The sequence below is a fragment of the Streptomyces sp. NPDC037421 genome (genome assembly GCF_055602105.1).
Genome location: NZ_JBVJWV010000012.1, coordinates 98429 through 112601, shown reverse-complemented (window position 1 = coordinate 112601; position 14173 = coordinate 98429). Strand labels below are relative to the sequence as shown.

The following is a 14173-nucleotide window of genomic DNA, read 5'->3' as shown; positions in this document are numbered from 1 at the left end:
CTGACGGGAAACCCCCAAACCGGCTGTGAGACCGCCCCAGGGGCTACCGCTCCCCACCCCCACCCCCTCCCCCAACCGGCAGAACACCCAGGTCAGCGCCAGCACCCCCGGCAACTTCGTTAGACAGGCGAATAGTTCCCCTACATAATCCTTAGACATGGGAAAGACTTACGAACGCATCGACGGACGCCTGCGCACCTTCATAGAGCAGCAGCCGGTCTTCTTCACCGCGACCGCCCCGCTGGCCGGCGACGGCACGGTCAACCTCTCCCCCAAGGGCCTCAAGGGGTCCTTCGCGGTGCTCGACGAGCAGCGGATCGCCTACCTCGACTTCGCCGGCAGCACCGCCGAGACCGTCGCGCACCTGCGGGAGAACGGCCGGATCACGGTGATGTGGTGCGCCTTCCAGGGTCCGCCCAACATCGTCCGCGTGCACGGCCGCGGCGAGCCCGTCTTCCGTGACGACCCGCGCTTCAAAGAGCTGCTCGCGCACTTCCCGGACATCGACCCCACCCAGCACGGCCTGCGCGCGATCATCGTGGTGACGGCCGAACTCGTCCGCGACTCCTGCGGTTACGGGGTGCCGTTCATGTCGTACGACGAGGACCGCGACCTGCACGGCCGGCGTTTCGCGCGCGAGGACGACGCCTCGCTGAGCGAGTACTTCGCCAAGAAGGAGCACATCGCGCAGAGCATCGACGGCCTGCCCGGCCTGCCCCTCCCCCTCCCGCCCGGCGACTTCTGAGCAACCGCCCCCACCACCCCCGGCCGCCCCCACCACCCCCGGCCGCCCCCACGCGCCCCGGCCGCGCCGAGCGCCCTCCTCCGGGGCGCTCGCGCCGCCCGGGTTCGCGCTCGGCGCGCCCCCGCGCGCGACCGGCGCGCCTGTTGCGCGCCGGGCCACAGGGTGTCTTGTTATGGATCCTGCGGTCGCCCCTCATGCATCATTGACGCGGGTAGTTCTTCATCTAAGTTTTCAGCTGCGACCGAAATCCTTCTGCTTCAACCCACATTCTGGCTGCGGAGGTTCGCGATGGCGGTACGGACACGCGTCCACCTCGTGCTGGTGCACGGTCTGTTCTCCTCCGCCAAGGTGTGGACGGCCTTCCACGCCCTCCTCACCACCGACCCCGAGCTGGCCGACTGGGTCAGCGTCCACCGCTTCGAGTACGACTCCCCGCTCGTCCGTCTGCGGCCCGACCGGCGGGTCGCGGAGACCGACGACGTCGCCGACCAGCTCGGCACCTTCCTGGAGACCGAGCTCGCCGAGGCCGAGCGGATCGTGCTGGTCACCCACAGCCAGGGCGGGCTGGTCGTACAGCGCTTCCTGGCAAGGAAGTTGTGGAACGGCGAGGGCGGGGAGCTGTCCCGCATCAAGCACTTCACGATGTTCGCCTGCCCCAACACCGGGTCCGGGTTCTTCCTCACCGTCCGCAAGTGGCTCAAGCTCTGGCGCAACCCCCAGGAGCAGCAGCTGCGCCCCTTCGACCGGGCCGTGACGGAGGCGCAGCGCACCGTCCTCAGCGCCGTCGTGCACGGGCGGGCGTACGGCGACCAGGAGTGCCCCATACCGGTGCGCGCGTACGGGGGTTCCGCCGACGAGATCGTGCCGCCCGTCGTCGCGCGCGGGGTCTTCCCCAAGGGCGGGGTGGTCACCGCCGACCACTTCTCCATCGTGCAGCCCGCCGACCGCGCCGCCGCCCCCTACAAGGCGGTCCGCGCCGCGCTGCTGGAGGCGGCGCACGGGCCGGCGGAGGGGCCCGCTGACGGGTCCGGGCTGCTCTCGCCCCGCTCCCCCGCCGAGGCGGCCGGGCGGCCCTCGCTGCCGCCGCCCGCCGCCGGGGAGCTGGACCTGACGCCGTTCCCGCCGCCGCCGTACGGGCCGCTGGAGGAGGGCAAGTTGAAGGGGCAGGAGCGGCTGAGCCTGGTCGCCTCGCTGCTGTCGGAGCAGGCCCGCCAGCAGGTGCACGTACTGTCCGGGCTGGGCGGGTCGGGCAAGACCCGGCTGGCGCTGGAGGTCGCGGACCGGGCGCAGCGGGCGGGGCACCGGGTGTGGTGGGTGTCGATGCCGGAGCTGAGCCTGCGCATGCGGATGATCGCCCGGGACCTCGGGGCCCCGTCGATCACGGTGGAGCGGGCCTGGCTGCGGGGCACGGCCATGGACCTGGTGTGGACGCTGCTGAACGCGTGCCCCGACCCCTGGGTGCTGATCTTCGACAACGCGGACGACCCCGAGCGCCTCGGCCCGCCCGAGGGCCAGGTCGCGGACGGCACCGGCTGGCTGCGCCGCCCGCAGAACGCGAAGGGAACGGTGCTGGTCACCAGCCGGGTGCGCCGCCAGCAGACCTGGGGCGAGACCAGCGCCGTCCACCACGTGGTCCCGCTCGGCGAGGAGGACGGGGCGTCGATGCTGCTGGAGCGGACGGGCGGCCTGGGCGGTACGAACGAGCAGGCGCGCCGGCTGTCGCAGCAGCTGGGCGGGCTGCCGCTGGCGCTGCGGCACGCCGCGGACGTGATCAAGGCGGTCAGCGAGAGCCGGATCTCCCTGGACAGCGACATCCGGGACTTCGAGACGTTCGGCCGGGCGGTCGCCGCGCGGGTCGACGCCGCCCCGGGCCAGGCGGGCCCCGACCTGAGCGAGCTGCTGGGCCGGGAGATCGTGGAGAAGGTCTGCGGGATCGCCATGGACCTGCTGAGCAGCCAGGAGCGGGCGCAGGCGGCGACCCTGCTGAAGATGTTCGCCTGCCTGAGCATCGCGCCGGTCCCCTACCGCTGCCTGCTCAGCGATCCGCCGCTCTCGCAGTCCCCGCTCTTCCCGGGGATCACCCCGGCGCGCACCTACGCGGCGCTCGCGGGCCTGGAGGAGTTCGGGCTGGTGGACTTCTACGAGCGCGAGGGCGTCGCCGAGCGCGACCTGGCCCACGTACTGACCCTGCACCCCGTGGTGCACGGGGTGCTGCGTGAGGACCGGGAGGTGCGGGACCGGCCCGCGGACTACTACGGGCTGGCGGTGCGGATGGTGCTCCAGGCCACCCACCAGCGCAATCCCGACCACCCGGCGAACTGGCCGCTGTGGGCGGCGCTGGCCCCTCACGCGCTGGAGGTGGGGCGGGCCTGCCTGCTGGGGGACCTGAAGCTGTCGGACCGCACGGTGCGCACCGATGCGCTGGAGCTTGCGCGGCTGACCGCCCGCTACCTGATAGCGACGGGGCTGCTGGGGCCGGCGCACGACCTGGTGATCCCGATGGTGGAGCGCTGCTCCTCCTTCGGCTTCGACGTCGACGACCGGGAGATCCTGGGGCTTCGGCACGAGCAGGGCCGCATCCACCTGGAACGGGAGCAGCTGCCGGAGGCCGAGCGGCTGCTGGCCCGGGTGGTGCTGGCGCGTACCCGGATCCTGGGCGAGAACCACGCCGACACCCTGGCCAGCCGGCACAAGCTGGCCCGCGCGATCAACGAGCAGGGGCGGGCGGCGGAGGCCGAGGAGATGCTGCGCTCCATCGTGGAGGCGGAGAACGAGGTGCGCGGCCCGGAGCACTACGACACCCTGGTGGTGCGCCACACCCTGGCCCGGGCAATGGGGGCGCAGGGCCGGAATGCGGAGGCGGAGGCGGAGGCCTGGCAGATCCGGGACATCAGTCGGCGCAACCACTGGCCGCCGTCGACGCCGGAGATCCTGCGGGTGCGGGAGACGCTGGCACACGCGCTGCTGGGGCAGGGCCGGGCGCAGGAGGCGGAGCAGGTGATCCGGGAGGCGCTGCGGGACGCCGCTCAGCCGCCGGACTCCTACATGGTGATGCGGCTGCGGCTCACCTTCGTGTGGGTGCTCCTGGGGATCGTGGGGCGTACGCCCGAAGCGGTGAACGAGCTGACGGCCCTGGTGCGCGACCTGAACCGGGTGGTGCCTTCGGAGCAACTGCTGTCGGTGCAGGCCAGGGATCTGCTGGAGAAGACCCGGCGGGAGATGCCGGGCTGAAACCTCCCTCTTTTCATACGAGTTGGGCGGAACTCCAACGGCCGGTGCGGGCTTGCGCGTAGCCTGACGTTGCCTCACCCTGTGTGACGCGTCCCACACCGAAATGCACGGAGGTCCGCCGATGACTGCTGTCCCGACCGATTCGAACGACGACCATTCCCTCAGATGGGGTGCTCCGGGGAGTGACCTGGAGCAGATGCAGGCGGAGGTCGGCCGGCGGATCGCGATGGAAGCGCTGGAGGCCGGACGGCAGGCACTGGAGCTCGACGCGAAGACCGCGTTCCGCGCGACCAGCGGGACGCATCCCGGATAGGTGCCATTGTTTTCTGTTGTCTTTCCGACGCCGGGGGGCGATCGAATGACGTCAGGGCAATCCTCAGGGCGAACCACTCAGAGTGCGTTACCGGCCCCACCGCACGATCCCTTCTTCCGCGCCGTGACCGCGCCGGCGTTCACCCACGAGCTGCTCGCCGGGCTGGCCGCCGGGCGGTACGCGGCGGTCCGGGTGCCTTCCTTCCTGCCGCGCGAGCGGTGTGACGAGGTGCTCGGCGCGCTGCGGCAGCAGGTGTTCGACTCGTACGGGAAGGCCCGCGTCGATCCGCCGGTGATGCGGTTCGGGGTGGGCGTCAGCGACCACATGGCGGACGGAGGCGTCGCCGACACCTACTGGAAGGCGCTGCAGGGGCACCACGAGGCCTGGCAGGGCCTGGGCCTGTCGTTCGATCCGTTCCGCACCTGCCGGGCGGCGCTCGCCGCGGCCTGGCCGGGCGGGGTGGCGGTGGGCCGCAGGGGCGGCGTGGAGATGGGCGACGGGGTGGCCCGGGAGCCGAACCAGGGGTTCCAGGTCCATTTCGACGATGCACTGCGCGAGTACGACGGTGACCTGCTCGACGAGCCGCTGATCGGGCAGTTCGCGTTCAACCTGTACCTCAGCGTGCCGCCCGAGGGTGGTGAGACGGTGCTGTGGAGGCACCGCTGGCAGCCCGAGGACGAGGCGCACCGGCTGTCGGCCCGGTACGGGTTCGACGAGGCGGTGGTGGCGGGTGCCGAGTCGATCGAGCTCGCCCCGGAGGTCGGCGAGGCGCTGCTGATCGATCCGCGGTTCTTCCACGCGGTCCGGCCCAGTCACGGGGACCGCAGGATCGCACTGGGGTTCGCGGTGGGGCTCGGTACGTCCGGGCAGCTGCTCACCTGGGCCTGACCGGGCCCGGGGTGCGGGCCCGCAGCCGTCCCGAAAAACGTCAACTCCCGTACACGTCACGGGTTTTGACGATCGGTGACGGGCCCGCTACGTTCGGGTGATGGACCTCTTGCGCTACGTGGCCTTCAGCACCGACCCGCTGGGCGGGAACCCGGCGGGTGTGGTGCTGGACGCCACCGGCATCGACGAGGCGACGATGGCCGCGGTCGCGGCGGACGTCGGCTACTCGGAAACGGCCTTCGCCGTGCCCCGCCAGGACGGGGCTCTGGACATCCGCTACTTCAGCCCGCAGACCGAGGTGCCCTTCTGCGGGCACGCCACCATCGCGACCGCCGTGGCGTACGCCCAGCGGCACGGTGTCGGGGACCTGCTGCTGCACACGCAGGCGGGCCCGGTCCCGGTGACGACCTCGGCCGGCCCGGACGGCGGCGTCGTCGCGACCCTGGTGAGCGTGGAGCCGCGTACGGAGCCCATCGCGGACGCCGACCTGGCGGAGCTGCTGGCCGCGCTGCGCTGGTCGGCGGCCGACCTCGATCCGGCACTGCCGCCCCGGACGGCGTACGCGGGGGCCTGGCACCCGGTGATCGCGGCGGCGAGCCGGGAGAGGCTCGCCGACCTGGACTACGACATGCCCGCGCTCAGCGGGCTGATGGCGCGCTGCGGCTGGACCACGATCACCCTGGTGCAGCGCGAATCGGCGGACGTCTTCCACGCCCGCAACCCCTTCCCGCCCGGCGGGGTGGTCGAGGACCCGGCGACCGGCGCGGCCGCGGCGGCCTTCGGCGGGTACCTGCGGAGCCTGGGCCTGGTCGAGCTGCCGGCCGTACTGACCGTCCACCAGGGCGTCGACATGGGCCGGCCGAGCCTGATCACGGTGGGCGTCCCGGCGGACCCGTCGGCCGGCATCGAGGTGACGGGCACGGCGGTCCCGATCTCCTGACCCCGGCCCTTGCCCCGGCCGGGCGGTGACCGGTGCCGCTCCGGCGGAAAGCCGGCCCGCTGGGCCGAACTCGGTCCCGGCGAGGCCGGACGGATGGCCCGGCGGGCCGGGCCGGGTAGGGCCGCCGGGGATCAGGGGCGGTCGGTGACCTCCAGGACGATTTCGATCTCCACCGGCGCGTCCAGGGGCAGGATGTCCATCCCCACGGCGCTGCGCGCGTGACGGCCCGCCTCGCCGAAGACCTCCACCAGCAGCTCGCTCGCCCCGTCGACCACCCCCGCCTGACGGGTGAACCCCGGCGCGGAGGACACGTACCCGACGACCTTCACCACCCGCACCACGGACTCCAGGGGGGCCACCGAGTCGGCGGCGGCCAGTGCCGCCAGCGCGCACTGCCGGCTCAGCTCCCTGGCCCGCTCCGGGGACACCTCGGCGCCGACCTTGCCGGTCAGGGTCAGCTCCCCGTCCGTCAGCGGGATCTGACCGGCGACGAAGACGTGGATGCCGCTGCGGACGGCGGGTACGTAGGCCCCCTTGGGGGCGCTCACCTCCGGCAGCCGTAATCCGAGCTCGGCTAGCCTTTCGCGGACGTCAACGCTCATGGCACCCCCTGGTGACCTCGACCTGACCTCGTCCTGCCTCGACGGCTCACACCATCGTCCCACCGCCCGGGGCCTCTTGGGGCGGGCTCCGCCCTTGTGGCCCCGCCGGGGCGGCGATCTGCTACCAGTCCAGCCGGTCCAGCGGGCGGCCGTCGGGGGCGATGCGCAGGTCGTGGTGGCCGTGGTCGAGGTCGATGATGCGGATGTGGTCCGGGTCGGGCCAGTTGGCTTCGAGTACGCCCTTGGTGAAGTCGAACTCCGGGTCGGGCCGGTACTCGGCGACCGGCCAGCGGCGGGCCGTCGGGAAGGTCCCCGCGTCGATGTGGATCCGCCAGACCGGGTCGGTCAGCGCCGAGGTCTGCTCCACGACCAGCCGGCGGGCCGAGCCGTCCGGTGCGGGGACGTCCCACTCCAGCATCGGCATCGGGTCGGTGACCACCCCGTACGCGGGGACGGCGAGCGCCCCGAGGACCACCGCCCCGGCCAGCCCCGCCCCGGCCGCCCTGCGCACGTCCGGGCGGCGCGAACGCAGCAGGGCGGCCCCCGCGAGCGCGAGGACCGCCAGGCCCGCCAGGAGTACGGGGTGGTTCAGGTCGGCCAGCAGGGCCGGGCCGCCGGGGTGTTCGTACAGCGGGGCGGCGACCGCGGTGGCGGCGAGGGCACCCGCCAGGGCGACCAGCCCCCACCCGGCGGCTCTGAAGGTGTCCATGACCCCGCACCCTAACGCCGGGCTCCTCAGGCGGGCTGGTTGGCCCAGGTCCAGCCCCGCAGGCTCGGGTCGGTGAGGGTGCCGGCGAAGGTGGCGTGCGCCGCCTCCTCGGTGGTGCCGGGCGGCGGGGTCAGCCGCAGGGACACCGTCCCGCCGGGGAACTCGGGGGCGTAGCCCCAGTCCGCCGGCAGTAACGAGAGCAGCCGCACGGCCGCCAGCTCCGGCGCCGCACCCTCGGGGCCGCGGCCGTCCGGGGCGACGACGAAGTGGTACGTGGTGGTGGTGCGCATCGGGGTCTCCTGGCGGGTCATCGGGGGCCCGGCGCGAGGAACGGCAGACCGGGGCCAGCATCGCCCAGCGCGGCCTCGACCGCGAGGAGGACACCGGCCGAACCCGTCGCGAGGTCGGCGGACAGGCGCAGGGTGTGGTCGCCGAAGAAGGCCAGGTGTCCGTCACAGCGCACCGCGTGCCAGCCGAGGGCGTCCAGGTGGCGCAGGACGGCCCGGTCGGTGGCGGCCGAGCCGTCGTGCAGGTGGCGCAGGGCCAGCAGGGCGCCGGCCCGGCCGTGGAAGAGCCCGGCGTTGAGCATGAAGGACGGGCCGGCCTGCTCGCGCAGCACGTCCCGGGCCCGGACGAACTCCGGCTCGGGCAGCAGGCGCGCCACCTCGTGCAGCACCATGGCGAGGCCCGAGCCGCCGAAGGCCAGGAACGGCACGTTCCAGGCGGCGTCCTCGGAGCCCGCGGGATCGCTGTCCTCGGACCAGCCCGCCTCCGCGAGGTCGTGGCGCAGCAACTCGCCCGCCACGTGGAGGTACTTGGGCTCGCCGGTGGCTTCGTGCAGCCGCAGCATCAGCAGCGCCCCGCCCGACGCGCCGCGCAGCAGCCCGGGCCGGGGGCGGCCGGCCACCCCGCCCGGCGCCTGGTCGGCGATGAGCGCGGCGATCCGGGCGGCCTCGTCGGTGTCACCGAAGTGCAGGTGGGTCAGGCCGATGCCGGCGAGCCCCCCGAAGAGGCTGTGGTCGACGTCCTCCAGCGGGGCCCGGCGGACCCGGTCCAGTACGGCGGCGGCCTCGTCGGCGCGGCCGAGCCGGGCCAGGGCGTAGGCGACGCCGCTCAGCCCGTCGTAGAAGCCGGGGCCCATGTCCCCGGCGCGGGCGGTGGCGTCCGTCAGCCAGGACAGGTGCTCGTCGGCGGGGGCGTGCCCCAGCTCGGCGAGCGTCCACAGCACGCCGGCCGCGCCGTAGGCGAAGGTGGCTCCGCCGCCGGGTACCGAGAACTGCTCGACGTCGCCGGGGAAGAGCCGGTCCTCGCGCTGCGGTGTGGCGCTGGCCAGCAGGTCCTCGGCGAGGGTGGTGCGCAGCGCGGGCCAGCTGCCGGCGGTGGGCGCGGTCCACAGGGGCCCGGGGGCGGGGTCGGGGAGCTGCCCGGGGTGCGGGTCGGGGCCGAGGTCGGCCAGGACCTGCTCGGCGAAGCCGGGGGGCACCGGGAAGTGCTCGGTGACCAGGCCGATCAGCTGGTCCACCTTGGCCGGGGACCAGGTGGCCATGACCGTCAGCGGCAGGAACACGCCGATCCGGATGCAGCCGAGGGCGTACCGGTCGACGGCGGTGCCCTTGTAGCCGGCGGGTGCACGGAAGCCGGGGGCACCGATGACCTGCGCGGATTCCGACTCTGCGGGGGTGGCGGTCTCCAGGTCGATGAAGGAGACGGTGTCGTCGGGCCGGATCAGGATGTTGTTGGGGTGCAGGTCGCCGAAGACCACGCCCTTGGCGTGCATGGCCGCGACGCCCCGCTCCACCTGGTCGACGATCTTCAGCGCCCAGTCGGCGTACTCGGCGTACGCGCCCTCGGTGCGGTCGCCGCTGACGAGCGGGTTGCGGCTGAGGAGCTCGCGGGCGAGCGGCTTGCCGTCGACGTACTCGCGGGCCAGGAACCAGTGCTCGTTGCCCTTGCGGTAGTCGACGATCGGCGGGACGCAGTCCAGGCCGGAGAGCTTGTCCAGCGCCCAGTGCTCGCGCTGGAGGCGGGCCACCGCGTCGGCGCCCTCCTCGTCGAGGCCGGCCAGCGGGCGGGCCTCCTTCAGCAGGACGGTGCCGCCGTCGCGGGTGTCGGTGGCCTGGTAGACGCCGCCGCCGTTGGAGAAGTGCAGGGCCTTCGTGGCGCGGAACGGGAAGTCCTGGAGGGTGGCCGCGTTGCGGGCGGCGAGGGCCTCGCCGAGGAAGGCGGGCAGCTCCACCCAGGACGGCGGCCGGAAGGACGGGCCGCGCACGTCGGGCACCAGCCGGCCTTCGGGGTCCTCGATGCAGTGCACGAGCTCGCCGGTCTCGGAGCGGCCGAGCCGGGAGACGAAGCCGCCGTAGCGGACGTACAGCGGGCCGGAGCGCCAGCGCAGGTCGCTGAGGATGGTGGGGCCGCTCTCCCCGTCGAGCAGGTCGCCGAGTCCGCGCAGGATCCGCTCCAGCTGGGCCTCGTCACCGGGGTAGACGGTGAAGAACTTGCCGCTGCTGCCGCGGTCGCCGTACTTGCTGTTGCGCATCTTGAGGATGCCGGCGCTGCGGATGAACTTGAAGGTGACCCGCTCGGCGACGCAGAAGTCCCAGACGAGGTCGAGGACCCGGTCGGCGTTCTCCAGGGTGGCCGACACGTGGATCTTCCAGCCCTGGCCGGGGAGCACGGTGCCGGGCGGGGTCATCAGCAGCCAGTGCGTGTTGTCGTTGCGCGTCCAGCCCTCGGGGAGGGGGCCGGTCACCGCCGGGAAGACGCTGGCGTCGGCGGCGGCGGTGGCCGGCACGTCGTAGAACGGATTGCCGGGCTGGCAGTAGTTCATGTAGCGAAGGTCCATGGTGCTCTCCGTTCGTGACAGGAGGGACAGGAGGGGCAGGAGGGGAAGGCGGGGCAGGAGGGGAAGGCGTAAGGGCGCTACCGGCGCCAGAGCGGGGCGACGTACTTCGTGTACAGCCACTCGCCCAGCGGGAGTTCACCGAGGTCGACCTGCGCCGCTCCGACGCGGTCGGCGGGGGCCCGGCCGACGGTCAGCGGGAGGCTGACCACGGGCATGCGCACCGGGGTGGCGGCCACCGGGAAGAAGGCCGACATGGGCGCGGTGGTCTCGGTGCGGGTCGTCGCGGCGACGCTCGCGGTGCCGGTCTGCTCGCGGGTCATCAGTCCGGCCCGGTAGAAGCGGACCGCGGAGTCCGGACGGACCGAGGACAGGTCGGCGGTGTTCGGCAGGACCAGCTCGACGCGGCCCCCGTCGTGGGCCACGTACCCGGCGGCGACGGTGTACGGCGCCTTGACGAGGACCAGCGCGGCCCCGGCGGCCCCCGTGAGGAGCACGGCCGCGGCGATGACGCGCCACAGCGGGGCACCGGCGGTGCGGCCCTCGGCGGCGAGCTTGGTGAAGCCGAGGCCGAGGCGGTAGACGAGGTAGCAGATGGCCATCAGGACGGTGCTGGTGCCGACGGCGCCGAGCCGCTGGAGCAGGTCGGACCACAGGGTCAGGGCGCCGGCGATGACGTAGAGGGGGAAGGCCATGCAGGCCAGTCCGAAGGCCACCGCCCAGCGGCGGGCGCCCAGTTCGCGTTCGTAGCCGCGGCCGCCGAAGAGGATCTTGGCGAGGAAGCGGCGGGCGTCGGTCATGGCCCGGTCGCGCAGGTGCGGGACGTCGAGGTGGCTCATCAGGGCGATGTAGCCGTCGAGCTTCACGAAGGGCAGCAGGTTGACGACGCCGCTGAAGTAGGTGGCGACGGCGAAGACGAGGACGGCGTCGCGCAGGTCCGAGGGGCCCAGGAACAGGGCGCTCAGGGCGGCGGCCCCGGCGATCACGGTCTGCGTGGCGATGCCGGCGAGGGCGACCCGGACGCGCTGTTCCTTGCGGGAGAGCCGCCAGCCGTCGGAGACGTCGCAGAAGAACGCGGGCGACATGTAGAAGAGCATGAAGCCCATCCGGCTGGGCCGGCCGCCGTAGTACGTGAGGACCGCGCCGTGGCCGACCTCGTGGACGGCGGTGGTGGCGAGGACGCCGGCCATCACGCCGAAGTAGGCGTAGAAGGGGAGCGGCCTGCCGAGCGCGGCGTCCACCTCGGGGCCCAGCAGCGCGAGGGCGAGGATCCCGCCGAGGACGAACAGGGCGGCGAAGGCGGCCGAGGTGCGTCCGGCGAGCAGCCGGATCACGGGGGCGAGGCGGGCCAGGACCCGCTCGGGGTGCAGCACCGTGAACTGGAGGGTCATCGGCGGGACGAAGCGGAACCAGGTGCTTCGGCGTTCGGCGGGCTTGCCGTCGTCGAGGACCTTGGAGTCGGCGAGCTTGTGCACGGCGGTGCCGACGTGCTGCGCGGTCCAGGGCGGGCCGAGGACCTCGGCGAGGCCGGTGTGGTCGAGGGAGCCGTCCATGGCCCGGACCAGGCGCGCCATGTCGGGCTGGAGGCGGAAGTGCTGGTGGCTGCCGCGCTGGAGGACCCAGGGGGCGCCGCTCTCGATGGGCTCGTGGATCTCCACGTTCGCGGCGATGCGCGGGCGTTCCAGGAGTGCGGGGTCGAGGTCGTCCGCGGCGGTGGCGGCCGGCTTGGGGGCCGCCTTCCGGATGAGCGTCTTGGTGGACATGTCTGGATCACCCTTGGATGACGTCGCGGGAGAGCAGCAGCTGGCGGGCGGCGGTCCCGGCGGCGGCGAGCCAGCCGGCGAGTACCAGGAGCGCGAGCGGTACGGAGAGCAGCTCGGGCTTGCCGTCGAGGTAGACGGAGCTCATCGCGATGGTGGGCAGGTAGGCGGCGACCTTCGGGGCGATCTCCTGGAGGCCCGGCTCGACGAGGAGGGTGAGCGCGATGACGGTGACGACGGTGGCGAGCTGGCTGCGGACGATCCAGCCGAGGAGCGCGCCCCAGGGGGCGGCGATCACGTTGACGGTGATCACGCCGAGGACGATCCGGGTGGTGTGGCCGGTCCAGTCGCCGTCGTAGCCGAAGTGGCCGGGGAGGGTGAACGCGCACAGCACGGCGAGGGCGGCGGCGAGGAGGCCGTTGAGGAGTCCGGCGGCGGTGGCGACGAGGGCCTTCGCGGACAGCAGGCGCAGCCGGCCGCCGCTGAGCAGGACCGAGCGGGCGATGGCGCCGGAGTTGTACTCGCGGGTGACGAGGATGCCGCCGAACACGGCGGACATCAGGAAGGTCATCATCCACGCCTGGGCCATGTCGTCGGTGACGGTGGCGGCGGTGCTCTTGCCGAGGGCGATGGCCTCGTCGCCCGTGGAGGCGTACCCGAAGCAGGTGAGGAGGGACATGAAGATCCCTGCGGTGGCGAGGATCAGCCAGGTGCGGCCGGTCCAGGCCTTCATCCACTCGCCGGCGAGGACGTTACGCATGGGTCAGCCTTTCGGTGCGCGCGGCGGTGTCGGCGTCCCCGTCCACCAGCGAGAAGAAGCGGTCCTCCAGGCGCTGGGCGCCGTCGGAGGTGAGCTCGGCGAGGGAGCCGGCGAAGCGCAGGGTGCGCTGGATGACGACGACGTCGTCGACGGTCTGCTCGACCTCGGCGAGGAGGTGGCTGGAGACCAGGACGGTGCGGCCTTCGGCGGCCAGGGCGCGCAGGGTGTCGCGCAGCCAGCGGATGCCGTCCGGGTCGAGGCCGTTGGCGGGCTCGTCCAGGATGAGGAGTTCGGGGTCGGCGAGCAGTGCGGTGGCGAGGGCCAGGCGCTGCTTCATGCCGGTGGAGTAGCCCTTGGCGGCGCGGTCGGCGCCGTCGGCGAGGCCGACGCGGTCGAGGACCTCGTCGACGCGGGTGTTGGAGACGCCGAGGGTGCGGGCCCAGATCCGCAGGTCGCGACGGCCGGAGGCGCCGGGGGTGGGGCCGATGCCGTCCATGCAGACGCCGACGCGGCGGGCGGCGTCGGGGAGTTCGGTGTAGGGGTGGCCGAAGACGGTGGCGGTGCCGGAGGTGGGGCGGACCAGGCCGAGCAGCATGCGCAGGGAGGTGGACTTGCCGGCGCCGTTGCGGCCGAGCAGTCCGGTCACCCGGCCGGGGCGGACCTCGAAGGTCACGTCCTGCACGGCGGTGAACGGGCCGAACTCCTTGGTGAGGCCCGAGGCGCGGACGACGCCGGCGGCGCTCATCGCTTGCCCGCGGCGACGTTGGCGCCGACCTTGGCGGCGCAGGCGACGAGACCGATGCCGATGACCGACATGACGGCGACGAGCGCGGCTCCGGTCAGCTGCGCGTTGGCGACGGCCAGTGCCAGCGCGAGCAGCGCGGCGGTCGTCCCCAGCTGTCCGTTCGTCCCCTTGCGGGGGTTCTCCTTCGGCATGTTGGCTCCCTCTTCCTTCTGCTCTGTGCGTGTGGTGCGTGATCCGGTGCAGGGGGGCCCGCGGCGGTGGCTCTCGCCACCGCCACGGGACCAATTGACCCTGGGGGACCGGGAGTCCGGTCCGCTGCGATCGGGGCAGCCGGTGCGGCTACCGGTGTGATCAGGTGGCGAGCGTGGCGCTCGCGACGGCGACGCCGCTGATGACCAGGCCCTGCTTGAAGCCGGACCAGAAGGACGGGGCCTCCATGGCCTCCAGCTCCTGCATGCCGAGCTCCAGGCTGTCGGTGGCGAGGTCCTGCTTCACGATGTCCTGCATGGTGTTCTCCTGTGTCCGTGTGGGTTGTTGCGGTGGTGGGAAGGCGTACCGCCGTGCGCGGTACGGGCTTCTCAGGTGGCGATGAGGGCCGCGGAGGCGACGTACGAGCCGTAGCCCGCCGCGGAGGTGACGAC

The 14173-nt window shown here is 73.2% G+C and carries 14 protein-coding genes; 5 read left to right on the top strand and 9 right to left on the bottom strand.

All coding sequences use genetic code 11. The features are described 5' to 3' along the window. Positions 1-157 precede the first annotated feature (157 nt). The 5 genes from ACZ7IF_RS19560 to ACZ7IF_RS19540 all read left to right on the top strand — a co-directional run bounded on the left by ACZ7IF_RS19560 (position 158) and on the right by ACZ7IF_RS19540 (position 6117). Positions 158-745, top strand: coding sequence for a pyridoxamine 5'-phosphate oxidase family protein (locus tag ACZ7IF_RS19560; protein WP_470972721.1), 588 nt, complete (start codon positions 158-160; stop codon positions 743-745). Between the two features lie 288 nt (positions 746-1033). Next, positions 1034-3976, top strand: a complete 2943-nt coding sequence (locus ACZ7IF_RS19555) for an alpha/beta hydrolase (RefSeq protein ID WP_470972719.1) — start codon at positions 1034-1036, stop codon at positions 3974-3976. 121 nt (positions 3977-4097) lie between these two features. Further along, on the top strand, positions 4098-4289 hold the full coding sequence (locus ACZ7IF_RS19550) for a hypothetical protein (RefSeq protein WP_470972717.1): 192 nt from the start codon (positions 4098-4100) through the stop codon (positions 4287-4289). A 123-nt stretch (positions 4290-4412) separates the two neighbouring features. Beyond that, positions 4413-5177, top strand: coding sequence for a 2OG-Fe(II)-dependent halogenase WelO5 family protein (locus tag ACZ7IF_RS19545; protein ID WP_470972715.1), 765 nt, complete (start codon positions 4413-4415; stop codon positions 5175-5177). A gap of 100 nt (positions 5178-5277) precedes the next feature. Next, positions 5278-6117 carry a PhzF family phenazine biosynthesis protein gene (locus tag ACZ7IF_RS19540; RefSeq protein WP_470972713.1) on the top strand — a complete coding sequence of 280 codons (840 nt, stop codon included), beginning with the start codon at positions 5278-5280 and terminating at the stop codon, positions 6115-6117. A gap of 131 nt (positions 6118-6248) precedes the next feature. On the opposite strand, the gene ACZ7IF_RS19535 is transcribed toward ACZ7IF_RS19540, so the two are convergent. From ACZ7IF_RS19535 to ACZ7IF_RS19495, 9 genes are all read right to left on the bottom strand, one after another. Next, the gene (locus ACZ7IF_RS19535; RefSeq protein WP_470972711.1) at positions 6249-6719 is read right to left on the bottom strand and encodes a RidA family protein; all 471 of its coding nucleotides are present in this window, start codon (positions 6717-6719) and stop codon (positions 6249-6251) included. Positions 6720-6840: 121 nt separating this feature from the next. Next, positions 6841-7428 carry a hypothetical protein gene (locus ACZ7IF_RS19530; protein WP_470972709.1) on the bottom strand — a complete coding sequence of 196 codons (588 nt, stop codon included), beginning with the start codon at positions 7426-7428 and terminating at the stop codon, positions 6841-6843. 26 nt (positions 7429-7454) lie between these two features. After that, positions 7455-7718 (bottom strand): hypothetical protein, encoded by a 264-nt coding sequence (locus ACZ7IF_RS19525; protein ID WP_470972707.1) that lies wholly within the window; start codon positions 7716-7718, stop codon positions 7455-7457. Positions 7719-7735: 17 nt separating this feature from the next. Then, the gene (lanKC, locus tag ACZ7IF_RS19520; protein WP_470972705.1) at positions 7736-10270 is read right to left on the bottom strand and encodes a class III lanthionine synthetase LanKC; all 2535 of its coding nucleotides are present in this window, start codon (positions 10268-10270) and stop codon (positions 7736-7738) included. Between the two features lie 77 nt (positions 10271-10347). Beyond that, the gene (mpaP, locus tag ACZ7IF_RS19515; RefSeq protein WP_470972703.1) at positions 10348-12030 is read right to left on the bottom strand and encodes a daptide biosynthesis intramembrane metalloprotease; all 1683 of its coding nucleotides are present in this window, start codon (positions 12028-12030) and stop codon (positions 10348-10350) included. Positions 12031-12037: 7 nt separating this feature from the next. Then, on the bottom strand, positions 12038-12787 hold the full coding sequence (locus ACZ7IF_RS19510) for an ABC transporter permease (RefSeq protein WP_470972701.1): 750 nt from the start codon (positions 12785-12787) through the stop codon (positions 12038-12040). After that, positions 12780-13532 carry an ABC transporter ATP-binding protein gene (locus tag ACZ7IF_RS19505; protein WP_470972699.1) on the bottom strand — a complete coding sequence of 251 codons (753 nt, stop codon included), beginning with the start codon at positions 13530-13532 and terminating at the stop codon, positions 12780-12782. The genes ACZ7IF_RS19510 and ACZ7IF_RS19505 overlap by 8 nt, the downstream gene beginning before the upstream one ends. Then, positions 13529-13723 carry a hypothetical protein gene (locus ACZ7IF_RS19500; RefSeq protein ID WP_470972697.1) on the bottom strand — a complete coding sequence of 65 codons (195 nt, stop codon included), beginning with the start codon at positions 13721-13723 and terminating at the stop codon, positions 13529-13531. The genes ACZ7IF_RS19505 and ACZ7IF_RS19500 overlap by 4 nt, the downstream gene beginning before the upstream one ends. A gap of 160 nt (positions 13724-13883) precedes the next feature. Next, positions 13884-14039 carry a daptide-type RiPP gene (locus ACZ7IF_RS19495; protein WP_470972695.1) on the bottom strand — a complete coding sequence of 52 codons (156 nt, stop codon included), beginning with the start codon at positions 14037-14039 and terminating at the stop codon, positions 13884-13886. Positions 14040-14173 lie beyond the last annotated feature (134 nt).

Coding starts and splice junctions, on each gene's coding strand:
- ACZ7IF_RS19510 (WP_470972701.1), bottom strand. CDS start 12,787: ATGCGTAACGTCCTCGCCGGCGAGTGGATGAAGGCCTGGACCGGCCGC.
- ACZ7IF_RS19540 (WP_470972713.1), top strand. CDS start 5,278: ATGGACCTCTTGCGCTACGTGGCCTTCAGCACCGACCCGCTGGGCGGG.
- ACZ7IF_RS19550 (WP_470972717.1), top strand. CDS start 4,098: ATGACTGCTGTCCCGACCGATTCGAACGACGACCATTCCCTCAGATGG.
- ACZ7IF_RS19560 (WP_470972721.1), top strand. CDS start 158: ATGGGAAAGACTTACGAACGCATCGACGGACGCCTGCGCACCTTCATA.
- ACZ7IF_RS19495 (WP_470972695.1), bottom strand. CDS start 14,039: ATGCAGGACATCGTGAAGCAGGACCTCGCCACCGACAGCCTGGAGCTC.
- mpaP (WP_470972703.1), bottom strand. CDS start 12,030: ATGTCCACCAAGACGCTCATCCGGAAGGCGGCCCCCAAGCCGGCCGCC.
- ACZ7IF_RS19535 (WP_470972711.1), bottom strand. CDS start 6,719: ATGAGCGTTGACGTCCGCGAAAGGCTAGCCGAGCTCGGATTACGGCTG.
- ACZ7IF_RS19525 (WP_470972707.1), bottom strand. CDS start 7,718: ATGCGCACCACCACCACGTACCACTTCGTCGTCGCCCCGGACGGCCGC.
- ACZ7IF_RS19500 (WP_470972697.1), bottom strand. CDS start 13,723: ATGCCGAAGGAGAACCCCCGCAAGGGGACGAACGGACAGCTGGGGACG.
- ACZ7IF_RS19530 (WP_470972709.1), bottom strand. CDS start 7,428: ATGGACACCTTCAGAGCCGCCGGGTGGGGGCTGGTCGCCCTGGCGGGT.
- ACZ7IF_RS19555 (WP_470972719.1), top strand. CDS start 1,034: ATGGCGGTACGGACACGCGTCCACCTCGTGCTGGTGCACGGTCTGTTC.
- lanKC (WP_470972705.1), bottom strand. CDS start 10,270: ATGGACCTTCGCTACATGAACTACTGCCAGCCCGGCAATCCGTTCTAC.
- ACZ7IF_RS19505 (WP_470972699.1), bottom strand. CDS start 13,532: ATGAGCGCCGCCGGCGTCGTCCGCGCCTCGGGCCTCACCAAGGAGTTC.